Origin of the sequence: Solibacillus sp. FSL K6-1126, from assembly GCF_038003445.1 — a bacterium.
Lineage (GTDB): Bacteria > Bacillota > Bacilli > Bacillales_A > Planococcaceae > Solibacillus > Solibacillus silvestris.
In genome coordinates, this window is record NZ_JBBOPD010000001.1 from 2,863,943 (window position 1) to 2,879,060 (window position 15,118).

13 protein-coding genes are annotated in these 15,118 nt (G+C 39.4%); 5 read left to right on the plus strand and 8 right to left on the minus strand.

Features of this window, described 5'->3' with window-relative positions; all coding sequences use genetic code 11:
• Positions 1–150: 150 nt before the first annotated feature.
• Positions 151–1,197, plus strand: a complete 1,047-nt coding sequence (locus MHH44_RS14235; RefSeq protein ID WP_340798882.1) for an LLM class flavin-dependent oxidoreductase — start codon at positions 151–153, stop codon at positions 1,195–1,197.
• A gap of 63 nt (positions 1,198–1,260) precedes the next feature.
• On the opposite strand, the gene MHH44_RS14240 is transcribed toward MHH44_RS14235, so the two are convergent.
• Positions 1,261–2,724 carry a protein adenylyltransferase SelO gene (locus tag MHH44_RS14240; protein ID WP_340798883.1) on the minus strand — a complete coding sequence of 488 codons (1,464 nt, stop codon included), beginning with the start codon at positions 2,722–2,724 and terminating at the stop codon, positions 1,261–1,263.
• A gap of 181 nt (positions 2,725–2,905) precedes the next feature.
• On the opposite strand from MHH44_RS14240, the gene MHH44_RS14245 reads away from it, so the two are divergent.
• Positions 2,906–3,496 carry a biotin transporter BioY gene (locus MHH44_RS14245; protein ID WP_008405151.1) on the plus strand — a complete coding sequence of 197 codons (591 nt, stop codon included), beginning with the start codon at positions 2,906–2,908 and terminating at the stop codon, positions 3,494–3,496.
• 107 nt (positions 3,497–3,603) lie between these two features.
• On the plus strand, positions 3,604–4,047 hold the full coding sequence (locus MHH44_RS14250) for a universal stress protein (RefSeq protein ID WP_008405150.1): 444 nt from the start codon (positions 3,604–3,606) through the stop codon (positions 4,045–4,047).
• A 49-nt stretch (positions 4,048–4,096) separates the two neighbouring features.
• On the opposite strand, the gene MHH44_RS14255 is transcribed toward MHH44_RS14250, so the two are convergent.
• The 3 genes from MHH44_RS14255 to MHH44_RS14265 all read right to left on the minus strand — a co-directional run bounded on the left by MHH44_RS14255 (position 4,097) and on the right by MHH44_RS14265 (position 9,257).
• Positions 4,097–7,282 carry a DEAD/DEAH box helicase gene (locus MHH44_RS14255; protein ID WP_340798884.1) on the minus strand — a complete coding sequence of 1,062 codons (3,186 nt, stop codon included), beginning with the start codon at positions 7,280–7,282 and terminating at the stop codon, positions 4,097–4,099.
• A 395-nt stretch (positions 7,283–7,677) separates the two neighbouring features.
• On the minus strand, positions 7,678–8,721 hold the full coding sequence (locus tag MHH44_RS14260) for an acyl-CoA dehydrogenase family protein (RefSeq protein WP_340798885.1): 1,044 nt from the start codon (positions 8,719–8,721) through the stop codon (positions 7,678–7,680).
• A gap of 20 nt (positions 8,722–8,741) precedes the next feature.
• Positions 8,742–9,257, minus strand: a complete 516-nt coding sequence (locus tag MHH44_RS14265; protein ID WP_340798886.1) for a DUF4242 domain-containing protein — start codon at positions 9,255–9,257, stop codon at positions 8,742–8,744.
• A 161-nt stretch (positions 9,258–9,418) separates the two neighbouring features.
• On the opposite strand from MHH44_RS14265, the gene MHH44_RS14270 reads away from it, so the two are divergent.
• Positions 9,419–9,847, plus strand: a complete 429-nt coding sequence (locus MHH44_RS14270) for a winged helix-turn-helix transcriptional regulator (RefSeq protein WP_340798887.1) — start codon at positions 9,419–9,421, stop codon at positions 9,845–9,847.
• Positions 9,848–9,862: 15 nt separating this feature from the next.
• Here the strand turns inward: MHH44_RS14270 and MHH44_RS14275 are convergent, their stop codons facing one another.
• Genes MHH44_RS14275 through MHH44_RS14285 form a run of 3 tightly spaced genes read right to left on the minus strand, consistent with a single transcriptional unit; the run spans position 9,863 to position 12,373 of the window.
• Positions 9,863–10,624: an ABC transporter permease gene (locus MHH44_RS14275; protein ID WP_340798888.1), complete on the minus strand. Its 762-nt coding sequence runs from the start codon at positions 10,622–10,624 to the stop codon at positions 9,863–9,865.
• Between the two features lie 19 nt (positions 10,625–10,643).
• Entirely contained in the window at positions 10,644–11,585 is a 942-nt protein-coding gene (locus MHH44_RS14280) for an ABC transporter substrate-binding protein (RefSeq protein WP_340798889.1), read from the minus strand.
• Between the two features lie 11 nt (positions 11,586–11,596).
• Positions 11,597–12,373: an ABC transporter ATP-binding protein gene (locus MHH44_RS14285; RefSeq protein WP_340798890.1), complete on the minus strand. Its 777-nt coding sequence runs from the start codon at positions 12,371–12,373 to the stop codon at positions 11,597–11,599.
• 206 nt (positions 12,374–12,579) lie between these two features.
• On the opposite strand from MHH44_RS14285, the gene MHH44_RS14290 reads away from it, so the two are divergent.
• Positions 12,580–13,143 (plus strand): GNAT family N-acetyltransferase, encoded by a 564-nt coding sequence (locus MHH44_RS14290; RefSeq protein WP_065215590.1) that lies wholly within the window; start codon positions 12,580–12,582, stop codon positions 13,141–13,143.
• Positions 13,144–13,178: 35 nt separating this feature from the next.
• Here the strand turns inward: MHH44_RS14290 and MHH44_RS14295 are convergent, their stop codons facing one another.
• On the minus strand, positions 13,179–14,972 hold the full coding sequence (locus tag MHH44_RS14295; protein WP_008405135.1) for a carbon starvation CstA family protein: 1,794 nt from the start codon (positions 14,970–14,972) through the stop codon (positions 13,179–13,181).
• Positions 14,973–15,118 lie beyond the last annotated feature (146 nt).

Genomic DNA, 15,118 nt, shown 5'->3' on the forward strand with positions numbered 1-15,118 from the left:
TTTTTCTGTTTTCACGAGTTCCCCCCCTAGAAGTATTTAAATATACTTCAACTATTTTGAATGATATGTTGCACAAAGCTTATTAATATAGATATCACAGAGTATATGATAAACTTACTTTTAGTAACTTACTAAAGGAGTCTATTAAAAATGAAGAAATTTGAATTCGGCATCTATACCCTTGCTGATATTGGCACTGATCCTTTAACAGGAAAAGCCCCTTCTCCTTCGCAACGATTAGAGGAAATTTTACAGATGGCGGACTTAACTGAAAATTTAGGGCTGGATGTGTTCGGTGTCGGCGAGCATCACCGTCTTGATTATGTCGTATCTGCTCCGCCTGTTGTTTTGTCTGCGATTTCTCAACGGACAAAACATATTAAACTGACGAGCACAACAACCGTTTTAAGTACGGTGGATCCTGTTCGGCTTTTTGAAGATTTTGCAACGCTTGATTTACTTAGCAACGGACGAGCCGAAATTTTAGCAGGTCGTGGTGCATTCATCGAATCTTTCCCGCTTTTCGGGTATTCAACAAATGACTATGACGCATTATTTGAGGAAAACTTACTGTTACTCCAACAATTAAATTCTCAGGAACGCGTAACATGGAGTGGTCAATTCCGCCCAGCTTTAAATAATGCGGAAATCGCTCCAAGGCCCTTTAATCAAGAAATTCCTATTTGGGTTGGTGTTGGCGGCACACCGGCAAGTGCCGTTCGAGCAGGTCGTATCGGAGTTGGAATGGCACTTGCAATATTAGGCGGTCCCCTTGATCGGTTCCAGCCACTGGTGAATCTTTACCGAAAATCCGGACAGCATCATCCTGAAAAATTAAATGTTGGAGTTACCGGTCACCTTTTCATTGCAGAAACAACTGAACAGGCACTGGAGCAATTTTACCCTTACTATAAAAACTATTGGCAGTATGTAAATCAGCAACGCGGCAGTTTCAGCTTCCAGTTATCTTTTGAACAATTCATCGAAATTACCGGACCGAACATGGCATTATTCGTTGGAAGTCCTGAAGAGGTTGCGGAAAAAATTATTAAACAATATGAATTCTTCGGGCATAGCCGGTTTTTGGCGCAGCCGGATATTGGCGGTCAACCATTTGAACTTGTAAAAAACAGTATAAACTTATTTGCCAACGAAGTCGTTCCAATTGTTAGAAACCACATTGAACTGAAATCATAAAAGTTTTCTTTAGTTAGTGAAAACGAGCACGGCAACAACTTTTTGTTGTACCGTGCTCGTTTTTTAAGTTCCACAATAACTTACAAACGGTGGTTCTTCGTCTGTCGGTGGCTGAGTATATTTTTTGTACTGCTCCGGCACAGTAAATGGGCTTGTCAGTACTTGGAGCATTTCAGCAAACATTGAAGGGTCGCCTTCTGCAAACTGATCGATTGCCTGTTCCACAAAATGATTTCTTGGAATAAAGGCCGGATTAACGGACTGCATTACCTGCATTGTTTCATCAATTGTCGTGTCTTGTTGTTCAATCCGTTCAAACCATGTTTTTTCCCACTGTTTAAAGGCGTCTGACTGGAACAAATCATTATCCGGTCGCTTACCTTCCGACAATGTACGAAAAGTGTTTGTATAGTCTGCTTCATATTCTTCCATTAAATTCAGCAGATCATCTATCAGCTTCTCATCCTGATCATCAATCGAAAGTAGACCTAATTTTTCCCGCATTTCACTATAATAATAAGCTTCATAAATAGAAGGAAATTTACCTAGAATAGTTTGTGCAAGTTGAACTGCTTCCTCTTCGTTTTCATGAAGAAGCGGGAGCAGACTTTCAGCGAAACGCGTTAAGTTCCATGATGCGATCGGCGGCTGATTGCGGTAGGCATAACGCCCTTTACGATCAATCGAACTGAATACAGTTGCCACGTCATACGTATCCATAAACGCACATGGCCCGTAATCAATTGTTTCACCGCTGATTGTCATATTATCAGTATTCATTACACCATGAATAAAGCCGACACTCTGCCACTTCGCAATAAGGGAAGCTTGTCTATCAATTACCGCTTCGAGCAGGGCAAGATAGCGGTTTTCTGATTGCATCAGCTCAGGATAATGGCGCTCAATTGCATAATCAGCCAAAGCTTTTAAGTCGTCCGCCTCTCCAAATGCAGCCGCATACTGAAACGTCCCGACACGTAAGTGACTTGCAGCAACCCGTGTTAGAACAGCGCCTTCCAAAGCTGTTTCACGATAGATGATATCGCCAGTTGCCGTAACAGCTAAACTACGTGTTGTTGGTATTGAAAGTGCATGCATTGCCTCACTGATGATAAATTCGCGTAACATTGGACCAAGTGCAGCACGTCCATCGCCTCCACGAGAATACGGTGTAAGACCCGATCCTTTCAACTGAAGATCAAATCGTTTCCCATTTCCCGTGAGATGTTCTCCGATTAATAACGCTCTTCCATCACCTAACATATTAAAATGCCCGAATTGATGTCCTGCATAGGCCTGTGCAATTTGCGCTGCGCCATCAGGCATTTCTTGTCCTGCCAAAATAGCGGCACCATGCTCTTTTAATTCCCGAGCATCTAACCCGAGCTGCTCAGCTAATGTACGATTGAAGATGACGATTGAAGGTGATGTCACTTCATTAGCTGTTACATGGGAATAAAAAGTTTGCGGCAACTCCAAGTAACTGTTATTAAAACGAAAACCAAAATTCTGCTTTTTATCTGTCATTTGTTTTCGCCTCATTCCTTTCAAAGATGCATTTATTATAAACTTTATTATAAAAGTTAACCAAAATAACGCCCGGTCAGTATGTTAACCTATTAAAAATAAAAGTTGACACAAAACAAAACTCAATTTATATTTATGTTAACCAAAATAATATAGAAGTTAACAACAAGGGGAGTAATGTATGGAGACTGTTCACAAAACACAAAGCTTTAAAACAATCGATTTAATTTACAGTGCACTTTTTGCGACACTTATTATGATCGGGGCAAATATTACATCATTTGTACCTTTTCTAACGGTCGGTGGTGTACCGATAACATTACAGGCATTTTTTGCCATACTAGCAGGTTTAGTGCTTGGATCAAAAAAAGGAGCCATCGCTTGTGCAGTTTATATGTTTATCGGTCTTGCAGGGGCACCGGTGTTCTCTAAATTCACAGGCGGATTTTCGGCAATTCTACTTCCGACTTTCGGCTTCATTGTAACATTTATTATAAGTGCATATATTGCCGGTAAAATTGCCGAAAAGTTTCAAACACGACTTGCCTATATTATTGGTGCACTTATAGCAATGGCGGTTAACTATATTATAGGAACAACATGGATGTATTTTGCCTATACATTATGGGCATCCGCTCCAGAAGGTTTTACGTTTAAAATGGCATGGCTTTGGATGATTCCGCCAATGCCAAAAGATATTATTCTTTCAATTTTCGCAGGATTCTTTGCATATCGTATTCAAAAAATCCTGAAAATCCTACCTATTAAATAAATGGTTGATTGTAGTAGAATTCCTCATCTCATGTTCTCGGCGTCATCATTATACCGAGATTCATATATTTGATATACTTTATTCAATAGATGAAGGAGGAATTTCATATGGCAAATCATTATCAAAATATTGTTGTTGCAGTAGATGGTTCAGAAATAAGCGAACTCGCTTTTAAAAAATCGATTGATATAACAAAACGAAATATTGGCTCGACTTTACATATTATCCATGTAATCGATACGAGCTTCTCCACATCTTTTGATATGCTTTATGATAATATGGTTGAATTGGTTCGCAAACATGGCGAAGTTTTACTAGACCGCTATGAATTGGAAGCAAAAGAAGCAGGCATTCCTGCGATCAATAAGATTTTAACAAAAGGCACGCCCAAAACAATTTTAGCAAGAAAGCTTTCAGAGCATGCACCTGCAGATATTATCATATGTGGTGCAACCGGCTCGAATGCGGTCGAGCAGATGTTCATGGGCTCCACTACGGAAGCAATCGTTCGGCATGCAACATGCGATGTTTTAATTGTACGGACACCGTAAAATAAAACAAAGGTTATGAGGAGCACAAAAATGGCCCTCATAACCTTTTTTAGATCATTAAAATTTCCCGGATATCCTGTTCGGTTAACGTTCCCTTCGACGATTCATCGCCGTCCAATATATCCGAAATAAGCATTTTCTTCTTCTGCTGAAGTTCACTCATTTTTTCCTCGATTGTACCATTTGCAATGAGTTTAATCACTTGTACAACTTCCTTTTGCCCCATACGATGGGCACGGTCGGCCGCTTGTTCCTCTACTGCCGGATTCCACCATAAATCATATAAAATGACGGTATCTGCGCCTGTTAAATTCAGTCCTGTGCCGCCTGCTTTCAAAGAAATCAAAAACATATTCCGCTCGCCATCATTAAAAGAGTTGCATAGTGCAATACGCTCTTCTGAAGGGGTTTGTCCATCAAGATAAAAATATTGTTCCCCGCGCTTGGAAAGTTCTGTCGCAATCATTTTCAGCATTTGCGTAAACTGTGAAAATATTAATACCCGGCGGCCAGATACCTTCGATTGTTCCAATAGTCGGAACAGCTGTTCAAACTTGGCGGAACTACCTTTATACCCTTCGACAAACAGTGCCGGATGACAGCAGATTTGACGCAGTCTCGTAATTCCGGCCAAAATACGAATTCGGTTTTTATGGAACGTTTCTTTATCCAGATGCTTCATTGTATCGACACGCAGTTTTGCCAAATAGGCTGCATATAACGCTTTTTGCTCCGGTAACAGTTCGGCTTTTTCAATCATTTCCTCTTTTTGAGGCAATTCACCCAGTACATGTTCTTTCATTCGGCGAAGGAGAAACGGCCGTACTCTGCGTGCAATATCTTTCCGCTGCATATGGCGGAACTCCTCTAGCTCGCGGAACAGCTGCGGAAAGATGACACGGTATATCGACCATAATTCCGATAATGAGTTTTCAATCGGTGTTCCTGTTAAACCAAAGCGATTTGTCGCACTGATTCTTTTTACTGTTCTAGCCGTCTGTGTAACCGGATTTTTAAATGCCTGCGCTTCATCAAAAAATACCGTATGGAAATGCTGACGTTCATAAAATGCACTATCTTTACGTAATAACGGATAGGTCGTAATGATAACATCATGTTCTTCCATTGTACGAAGCAAATGACGCCGCTCGGATACTTCCCCATCAATGACAATTGCTTCGACTTCAGGGGCAAATTGCATGAACTCATACAGCCAATTGTATGAAAGCGAGGATGGACAGACGATCAGAACCGGCTGTTTATTTGCACGGATGATCGGCAATTCAGATACGATAAAAGCAATACTTTGTACTGTTTTACCAAGTCCCATATCATCTGCAAGCACACCACCGAATCCATAATTCGAAAGCAATTTTAACCAGTTAAAACCATGTTTCTGGTAATCCCGAAGAATCGGTTCCAAGCTTTCCGGAACTTCAAATTTCAATGTTTCAGGATGTAATAACTGCCCTGTAAACTGTTTAAACGATTTTTCCGCTTCAAATATTTCACTTTGTTCAAACTGCTCCAAAAACGGTAGACTATCCAATATTGGCATATTAAACGTTAATTCATATTCATCATCCTGAGCCGGAATTGCTCTAAGAAAGCGCTGAATTTCTTCAATTTCCTTAGTCTCCAGCGAAAGCAATGCCCCATTTTGCAAACGATAATATTTTTGCTTCACTTTGATGGCCGCTAAAATTTCTTTAATTTGCTTATTCGTAACCCCATCCATTTCAAATTTAAATTCAAGCCAATTTGTCCGTTCCTTTTGAACGTTCACCCGGATTTTCGGAAAGTTATTTTCTTTTGCTATCCGCAGTTTGACAGAATTTGTGGCATAAATTTTAGCGAGTTTTGTGAGCTTCGGAAGCTGGTGATATAAAAACTCGTATTCAAGCTCTTCATTTTGCATATAGTAGCCGCCATCCGTTTTTGTAAAACCGCTTCCATCCATCAACGCTAAAACCGCCGCTTCCTTTTCGATATCACGGATGATGAACACTTCGTCAGAAAGCTGATCATCCAATGGTTGAATGACAAATTGCCCGTATTGAAATTCCACCCCTGCAAGGAAGCGGTTTTTCACACGGTCTAAATAAATGTTTGCGACTAATGGCGTTTCCATCTGTTTTGCTGAAAGCTCTGGAGCCATTTCAACAATACCTATTTTTTTCAATTTAGGTATCACCTGTTCCCGGAAGTAATCCCAGTGTGAATGCTCAATCGTTAATAAGGTTTGTTGCTGAAGCATCTGCTTTAACTCGAAAAACTGCTTCATACTATCGTCACTCATTTGCGTCATTTCTCCATCAAATAGCACTACCCGATAATTAGGAAGCAAGAAAACTCGTTTAATTCCTTCTATATAAACCTGATAATCTTTTCCCTTTGCTTCAATGAAAAAACGAAGAGCTGTAGGTTGTGTTTGTAGCTTTACATCGCTATAGCTTTCATTTTGATACAATAACGAAACATTTTCCGTATTCGATATCAATGTAGCTAGAAGAAACCAAGATGAGGGTGGAATGATCAGCAGATGCTGCTCCTGATTTTGTACAGGCGTGTCACTATAAAGTGTATCATCTTCAACAATTTTAATTAGGAGCTGTAAAATGGCATCATGCTGTTCCTCAAAGCAGAACTGTTCAAAATTATAGGTGATATTTTGAGATATCCGATATGGCTTTTTATTTTTTATATGTGATAAAAATTCGCGAATTGATAAAATCTGTTCTCCATTGATCTGGAGTTGTATACTAAAAAACGGGTCTTGTTCTGAAAGTTGAACAGGCGTTAATAAAAACTGCACTTCTAATATTTCCCGTTTTTCAAAATGACTTTGCTGTCTTGTTGTTTGTATTGTCTCCTGTTTAAAAATAGAAAGAAAGCTGTTTTCAGAAATTAAATTTCCAGCGTTTTCATCAACTTGCATCGATTGAGCTTTATTTTTATTGTTATTAAAAATAGCGATAAGAACTGCCGCAACATGTTGACAGCTTTTACTGAAATTACCCAATGTCGGACAGCTGCAAGATGTTTTAAATTGGCCTGTTCCCTCTTTTTCTACCCGGACAACGAATTGTTCCGTACTGTTTACAACCGCTTCTCCATACACATCTGTATCTTGCAGGAAATTAACTTTCCCTGTTTGGTAAAAAGTTTGTCCTTTTTTAAAAGAAACGGTTCCGCATAGATTTTTTATTTGTTTTTCTGAAATTTTTATATCCATGCCGATCCCCCTTTTTCTATTTAATCCATTTTCTCATGTCACCCATTGAATTACTAGCTTGAAGCGAATATGAAAAAATTGAAAAAGACTTAACGATATGAGGTGAGAAGAGGTGTTGGAGTTAAAGGAGGAATATATGAAAAGGGGGTGGGACATAACCCAAAAATGCCATTTTTCTGCTAGAGAAAAATGGCATTTTTTTGCTGAGCATAAAAATTGATTTCCATTCCGGGACGCTTTCCGCGGGCGTGGCCTGAGCCTGTAGTCTCAGGCGTCACGCTATTCCCGCAGGAGTCGCCCTCCATTCCAATCAATTTTATAAAATATCCGTTTCTTAATAAGGTTTTTCTCCTTAGTTTATGAAATTTCTACTTCTGTCCCAGCCTCTTTTAAACTCAAGCAAAAGATGATTTAATTTTTTCCAGATGTCGGACTGTTGGCGTCAAGTTAGCAAAGAAGTATGCTTCACGCAATTTGCGGGATGGAACACTTCCCGCAACATAGCCGGCTGCTCCATTGTGAATCATATTCGCCTGTACTGCAGCTAATGTATCGTGCACAGCTTGGAGACGTGTGTTTACAATTCCCTTCAGTGTCAAATTGCCTGCCAAGTTGTTCAACTCTGCATTAATTCTTTCATATTGATCGCGCAGTTCGGTTGCCTGTACTTTTAAGTAGTCATTACAGCCGTTTTGCTTAGCCTTTACTTTTTCAATACCTTCAACTGCTGCGGCAATTACACCTGCACCAAGCGGAACTTGATAATAAATAAACGTAGGGCGGATAATATCGCAAAATTCTTTTGCATCCTCGGAAATGACAAAGTCTTTCGAAATTACGACATGATCAAATTTACATGAATATGTCGCGCTGCCATTCACTCCAAGGAAACCAAGTCGTTCGTTCATTTCAAGACCTTCGATATCAGTTGGTACAAGCACCAAAACTTCACGACTGTCGACTGTCGCAACTGCACCAAAATAATGACGGTTCCCCAAGTTGGATACAGCTGGCAACGTTCCATTAATGACATAGCCTTCTTCTGTCTCTTCTGCCTTCAGATGGAGTTTTTCTAATCCGGAATAGTACTTCATCGCATTTGATAATCCTGTTGCACCAAGCTTTACGCCGCTTTCCAGTTCCGGTAATATCGTTTGCTTTAAATACTTATTGTCACTATTACGTAAATAAGTTAATGCGGCTAAATGGCACCAAACACAAAACGCTGTTGTCATACAAACCTTTGACGTTTCACGAACAACTGCTGCCTCATCCTGTAATAGCGTCGATTGCTCCTTATTTGCCGATTGGAAGAAACCAGCCTCACTTAGCACTAAAATATAATCTTCTGCATAATGTGCCTGCTCATCGACCTTCTTCACTACGGGCTTCAGTTTTTCATCGATGATTCGTTGTAACAATTCTTTGTTCAATGCCATTGTCCCCGCATCCTTTCCTTTTAGTCTGCCAATTCCGTTAATGATGTGATCGGTGTTTGTACTGCTTCTCGTGCACGTTTTACAGCCGCTTCGTCTGGTGCATCATAGAAACATAAACATTTTGTCATATCTTCACATACATACGTACGAGAGAATTTTACATCTGGAACTTCTTCGTATTTTACCGAATTTTTCTTTTTACGCTCTAAATATTTTTCCATCGTAATTTCTGCAGGAATTTCCCATTCTACTAAGTAGTTTACTTGCTCGCCGCCCGCTTTTACTTCATCAAGTTCTTTACCGATTAAACGGACTTCCTTTACTAGATCAATTGCAACACCTTGTGTTTGTAACGCTGTTTTTGCCGCTTCCTCATCTGCTGCTTCAATAATGAAATAACCACGTGAAAAGTCTTTCGCCACTTGTACTTCGATAACTCCAACACCTTCTGTACCATGCACTTTTTCGACTAATGCCGAAAATTCTTCTTTTGAAGAAACCTCATTAATTGTTGATTCTACTAAATATAAACTCATTGTATTTTCCTCCTAATAGTAAATGTTAAATTATTCTATATTCAAATAGGCGTTCTTTAGAGCGCACTATGAATACCCATTTCAATAGTTCTTATAGGTTAAAAAAATTAACTCGCATTGCATAAAATTAATGTTTATACTTGTATCAAGGAGGCGAAAACATGAAAACACGTTATGACTTACCCTGTAACATTGCACAAACATTAAATATTTTGGGAGATCGTTGGACGCTTCTCATTATTCACGAACTACTTATCGGCGAAACCAACTTTAATGATATTAAGCTCAAGCTTCCAGGTTTATCAGCGAATATTCTGTCAAATAGGTTAAAAGAATTGGAAGAAGCACAGATCGTTCAAAGCGGGCTATATTCCGCCCATCCCCCACGCTACCGTTATACATTAACCGAAAAAGGGACAGCCCTTGAGCATGTATTCAACTCCATGATTATATGGGGTGCTGATCATCTAGAAACCTGTTATAAAGAAATCGTCGGGCCTGATGAACAGCGTGTAGAAGTCGGTTATTATTCTACTGAAACAGGCAAACGCGTCGACACGATTCATATACGGCCATTAAAAACTGTCTAAACTCATTAGGCAGTTTTATTTGGCCCCTCCCCAAATGCGGTTTACCCAACTTTCAAAATAATGAATGCCTTTGTCGAGTAAAAGACCAAGTACCCCAATTACAACAATGCATGCCATAACTAAATCTAGACTTAAGGAATTTCGTGCATCGATAATTAAAAATCCTAAACCCGATTGCGCTCCGACCATTTCCCCCGCGACGAGGAAAATCCACGCTGAACCTAATGCCATATGCAGCCCATTGGCGATCATTGGAAATGATGCCGGCAATATAATTTTCCGCATTGTCTCAAAAGTGCTCATTTCAAAATTTGATGCGATTCGTAGATACGTTTTATCAACTTTTTTTACCGCGGATACCGTTGACAATAACACCGGGAAAAATGCAGCGATAAAAATAATAACGATCGCCGGCATATTGCCAATGCCGAACCATAGAACGATAAACGGTGACCATGCAATCGGCGAAACCGGTCGCAATACTTGAACTACCGGGTCGAGCACTTTCCAGACAGCCGGTAACCTTCCTAAAATAAGCCCTAACAAAATTGCTGCAACGACAGCGATCAGATAGCCTGTGAAAAATCGAAATAAACTAATTTGTATATGTGCAAACAGCGAACCATCGGAAATGATCGCCAGTAATGCTTCCCCCACTTTTAAAGGCGGAGGGAAAAGTGCCGACTGGTGCCCACCTATCATAATTGCAGCTTGCCATACGACAAGTAATAATAGAAAGCCAAGTGTAATCGGGGACAATTTCTTCACTATCGCCATAATATCCCTCCGTCCTCTACTAATTTACAAAGCTAGCATCAACAAAATCTTCATAGGAAGGAGGGTTTTCGGATAATCCCATCTCCAGTAATGCATCACGTAAAATCGTATAGCTGTCTTGTTCAATGCGTAAATTATCGTAGGAAATCCAATCTAATGAAATATCCAATACATTTTTTTCAACTGTTAAATATTGCCCAACGATTTCATGCATATGATCGTCTTTCCCTTGTGCTAGCTCTCCGCCTGCTACATAGTCATCGACAAATTTCCCTGCCAATTCTTTATTATCTTTAATAAACTGACCGCGCAATACTAAGCCGCAATCAATTGAATCTTGCCAAATTTCTTCTGACTGATAAAGCACTTTTCCGTTTTCCAATGCAACAGAAATCGCACCAAACGGCTCCGCAACTACATAACCAGCAATACGCCCTTCCGCTAAAGCAGCAGGCATTTCCGCTGGGGGCAATTCGATAACATCCACTTCATCGTAAGCAATGCCATGCTTTTTCAGCATTTCATACAACAAAATATTGTGTGTTGAAAACCGGCTTGGAATTGCAAAAGATTTCCCTTTCAGTTCTTCCACGGAATTTATATCCTTACCTCCAATTAATACATTGCCATCACGATGACCAAGTGCGACTGCTTTTAGGTCAATGCCTTTTTCCTTTGCGTTCATCGCTAATTGGATTAATACAGATGCCCCATCAATTGCACCAGTATTCAGTGCATCCATCAGCTCAGGCCAAGAACCGAATTTCACGAGCTCTAAATTATAATCTTCATATTTTTCATCATTTTGCATATATAACGGTACCGCGTGCGTAATCGGTAAATACCCGATTTTAATCGTTGGCTTTTCCCCGTCACCTGCAGTACTTCCTGTTTCGTTCGTCCCGCACGCCGTCAACAATACGACGAACAGCAGTGTTATCATTAACGCTACTTTTTTCATCTACTATCCTCCTAAATGTTAAATTCAATTGCTGCTTTATCATGAGTAAATTGGAATTCATTAAAAATGATTTCGCGGTAATGTTGAAAATCTGCATCAGCACGATTGCGGTCCTTTGGCAACTTTAGCACAACTTCTTTATGAATTTCACCTGGATTAGGCTTCATAATAAGGATGCGATCTGCTAAATAAATTGCTTCATCAATATCGTGGGTTACTAATACAATTGTCATTTTCTCGCGTTGCTGAATTTGTTTTAATTCATCCTGTAAATAATAGCGTGTAAATGTATCAAGCGCTCCAAACGGTTCATCCATTAAAATAACTTCCGGTTGAATGGCTAGCGCACGGGCAATTGCGACTCGTTGCTGCATACCACCTGAAAGTTCGCTAGGCAATGCATTAGCACGGTCTTCCAAACCGACCATCTGTAAATAATGGGCCGCTCTTTTTGTAATGTCAGCAGTCGGTAAATTTGAATTTTCAATACCGAGCTCCACATTTTTTCGAACAGAGCGCCATGGCAACAGCCCGTAATTTTGCATAAGCATAATACAGCGCTTACTAGGTTTTGTAACGGCAGTCCCATCAAGCATGATTTGTCCTTGAACAATCGTTTCAAAGCCACCGATACAATTTAACAATGTACTTTTACCACAACCGCTTTTCCCAAGAATGGCAATGACTTCACCGTGATTTATATTAAAAGAAACATCTTTTAAAACTGTCGGACCTTTTTCTCCATACGACTTTGAAACTTCTTTAATTTCAATCTTAACTGTCGACAACTAGTTTTCACCCCAATACCGATTATTCAACTTGGTTTTATATTATATGAGTTATATTATTATACTTACTTAAATAAAACAACCTTATTTTTTAATTTATTTTTATTTTCTAAAAAATAATCGGATATTTTTTGAATATAATGTAAAATGAAACAATGTACCATACGCAGGTTTGGCACGTTTCATCGGAAAGTGAGGTTATATGAATGAAAAAAGTAACATTAATTCCACAAGCACTTCGTTATGCACCAGAAATTCATCGTTTATCGCAGGCGCCCGAAGTAAAGAATGCACTCGGACTTCCGACACAATCTGTGGAAGATACGGAAAACTTTATTATTAATACTCTAATGGAGGAATCAGAAGGGAAAACTATTTCCCGTTTAATTTTGAATGAAGAGGACCAATTGATCGGAATTACGACATTGATGTTTATCGATCAGTCCAATAAACAATGCCATATCGGAAGCTGGATTGCAGTGGATTATTGGGGCCAAGGCTATAATCTGGCCTCCAAAATTGAACTTTTGAAAATAGCATTTGAATATTTACATCTTGAAGTAGTATTTGCCGGTGCACGTACAGTCAATTTGCGTTCTCAAAAAGCGCAGGAAAAACTTCCTTTCATATCTTTAAATGTCGAACAGCAATTTCCTGAAGAACATTTGCTGCTGGAAAAAAGACAAAAGCAACCGTGTATTTTAAACGCTGTTTTTAAGGACGATTTTTTAAATTATTTATACTCAACACAAAAAGAACGGAAAATTTAGAGGTTACTCTAATTTTCCGTTCTTTTTTAATTGTTTTAGTTAGCAGTAGCTTGTTTTGTAAAACGTGGATGTGCCCATAGTTCACGCCATTTTATGACTGATGTAATAACAATGATCAATCCTAGTGTAAGCATAATAATCGATAAAATACCGTTTAAAATATTGTAGCCACCAGCCATATCGTTCCAGTAAACATTTTTCACCATCCAGAATCCTGCTACGTTTACCGTAATATATAAATATACTAACGGAATAAAGCAAGTTAAAGCATAAATACGCTTATCCGCTACTTTTAATACGAATGTTACACCGCATACTAGACCAATGGAGGCCATTAACTGGTTGGACACACCGAATAATGCCCATACAGAAGCAATATCCCCTGAATTTAATAAGTATCCCCACATGATACAGGCCAATGCACTTGCCCCAATTGCGCCTGGGAGCCAATCCGTCTTTTTAAGCGGCTTATAAACATTTCCTAAAAAGTCTTGAATTAAGTAACGAGCTGTACGTGTACCTGCGTCAATTGCAGTTAAAATAAATACAGCTTCAAACATAATAACAAATTGATAGAAATAAGCGGTTAAATGGCTAAACCATTCTACCCCAGAGAAAATGGATGCCATACCGACTGCAAGTGTTACTGCACCACCAGTACGACCCTCCAGATCCATACCAATTGCTTCTGACAGCACCGGTAAATCGACAACCGTCATTCCCAATTTTGCGAATGCTTCAGGTGATGAGTTAATCGCAAAGTAATCTGCCGGATGCAGTACAGTTGCAGCGATCAGTGCCATTACCCCAACGACACATTCTACGAGCATAGCACCAAAACCAACTACGCGAATATCATCCCAACGGTTTAACATTTTCGGCGTAGTACCTGATCCTACAAATGCATGGAAACCGGAAATAGCTCCACATGCAATTGTAATCGAAACGAATGGCCACACAGGACCTGCAACGATCGGACCGCCTCCTAGGAATTCAGGAATAAACGCAGGGAATTGAATTGTAGGGTTAATAATAAACACCCCAATGATTAAAGCAATAAATACCCCTATCTTCATGAAACTGCTCAAATAATCACGTGGTGCAAGTAAGAACCAAACTGGCAATGCAGCTGCAAAGAACGCATAAATCGGCAATAGAATCGATAAAGTTTCACGATCTAATGTTAATACATCTCCTAGCCATGTACCTTGAATAGACGGTCCGTAAAAAACGGCCCCAACGAGAAGAATGACCCCAAGTATTGTTGAAATCTTTAAGTTTCCTGTGAATTTATTGATAAGACCCATGAGCATGGCAATCGGAATCGTTGCTGCAACTGCAAATGTTCCCCAAGGGTTTTCTGCTAAAGCTCCTAAAATAACCATTGATAAACCGGCCATTGTAATTGTAATGATGAACAGCATCGCTAATCCTGTACAAAAACCAGCGACAGGCCCAAGCTCTTCACGCATAACTTCCGATAATGACTTCCCGCCTTTTGTCATCGAAGCAAATAATACAACTGCATCGTGTACGGCGCCCCCAATAACAGCACCAATTAATAACCAAAGATAACCCGGTAAATAACCGAATTGCGCGGCTAAAATTGGTCCAACTAGCGGTCCTGCTGCGGCAATGGCTGCAAAGTGATGTCCAAAAGCTACCCAACGATTTGTTGGCACGTAATCTTGTCCGTCATTTTTTTCATTTGCAGGTGTAGGTATATCTTCGTTAATCTTTAATACTTTCTTTGTAAAGAAAATTCCGTAAAAACGATAGGCAATTACTAAAATACAGATTGCCCCAATTACTAATGTGATCGCATTCATTTAACTTTCCCCCTATGTATCTCTCTTATGTTGTAATACAACAATAACAAATTTCATAACTGTTGTATTACAATTTTTAAAATTAACTGAAAATTATGCATAATAGCTATTTTATCATACCAAACTACAGAAATTGTAAAAATTAT

What these genes read in the sequence shown, in the direction of transcription:
- MHH44_RS14235 (WP_340798882.1), top strand. Translation starts at nt 151, where the DNA reads ATGAAGAAATTTGAATTCGGCATCTATACCCTTGCTGATATTGGCACT.
- MHH44_RS14240 (WP_340798883.1), bottom strand. Translation starts at nt 2,724, where the DNA reads ATGACAGATAAAAAGCAGAATTTTGGTTTTCGTTTTAATAACAGTTAC.
- MHH44_RS14245 (WP_008405151.1), top strand. Translation starts at nt 2,906, where the DNA reads ATGGAGACTGTTCACAAAACACAAAGCTTTAAAACAATCGATTTAATT.
- MHH44_RS14250 (WP_008405150.1), top strand. Translation starts at nt 3,604, where the DNA reads ATGGCAAATCATTATCAAAATATTGTTGTTGCAGTAGATGGTTCAGAA.
- MHH44_RS14255 (WP_340798884.1), bottom strand. Translation starts at nt 7,282, where the DNA reads ATGGATATAAAAATTTCAGAAAAACAAATAAAAAATCTATGCGGAACC.
- MHH44_RS14260 (WP_340798885.1), bottom strand. Translation starts at nt 8,721, where the DNA reads ATGGCATTGAACAAAGAATTGTTACAACGAATCATCGATGAAAAACTG.
- MHH44_RS14265 (WP_340798886.1), bottom strand. Translation starts at nt 9,257, where the DNA reads ATGAGTTTATATTTAGTAGAATCAACAATTAATGAGGTTTCTTCAAAA.
- MHH44_RS14270 (WP_340798887.1), top strand. Translation starts at nt 9,419, where the DNA reads ATGAAAACACGTTATGACTTACCCTGTAACATTGCACAAACATTAAAT.
- MHH44_RS14275 (WP_340798888.1), bottom strand. Translation starts at nt 10,624, where the DNA reads ATGGCGATAGTGAAGAAATTGTCCCCGATTACACTTGGCTTTCTATTA.
- MHH44_RS14280 (WP_340798889.1), bottom strand. Translation starts at nt 11,585, where the DNA reads ATGAAAAAAGTAGCGTTAATGATAACACTGCTGTTCGTCGTATTGTTG.
- MHH44_RS14290 (WP_065215590.1), top strand. Translation starts at nt 12,580, where the DNA reads ATGAAAAAAGTAACATTAATTCCACAAGCACTTCGTTATGCACCAGAA.
- MHH44_RS14295 (WP_008405135.1), bottom strand. Translation starts at nt 14,972, where the DNA reads ATGAATGCGATCACATTAGTAATTGGGGCAATCTGTATTTTAGTAATT.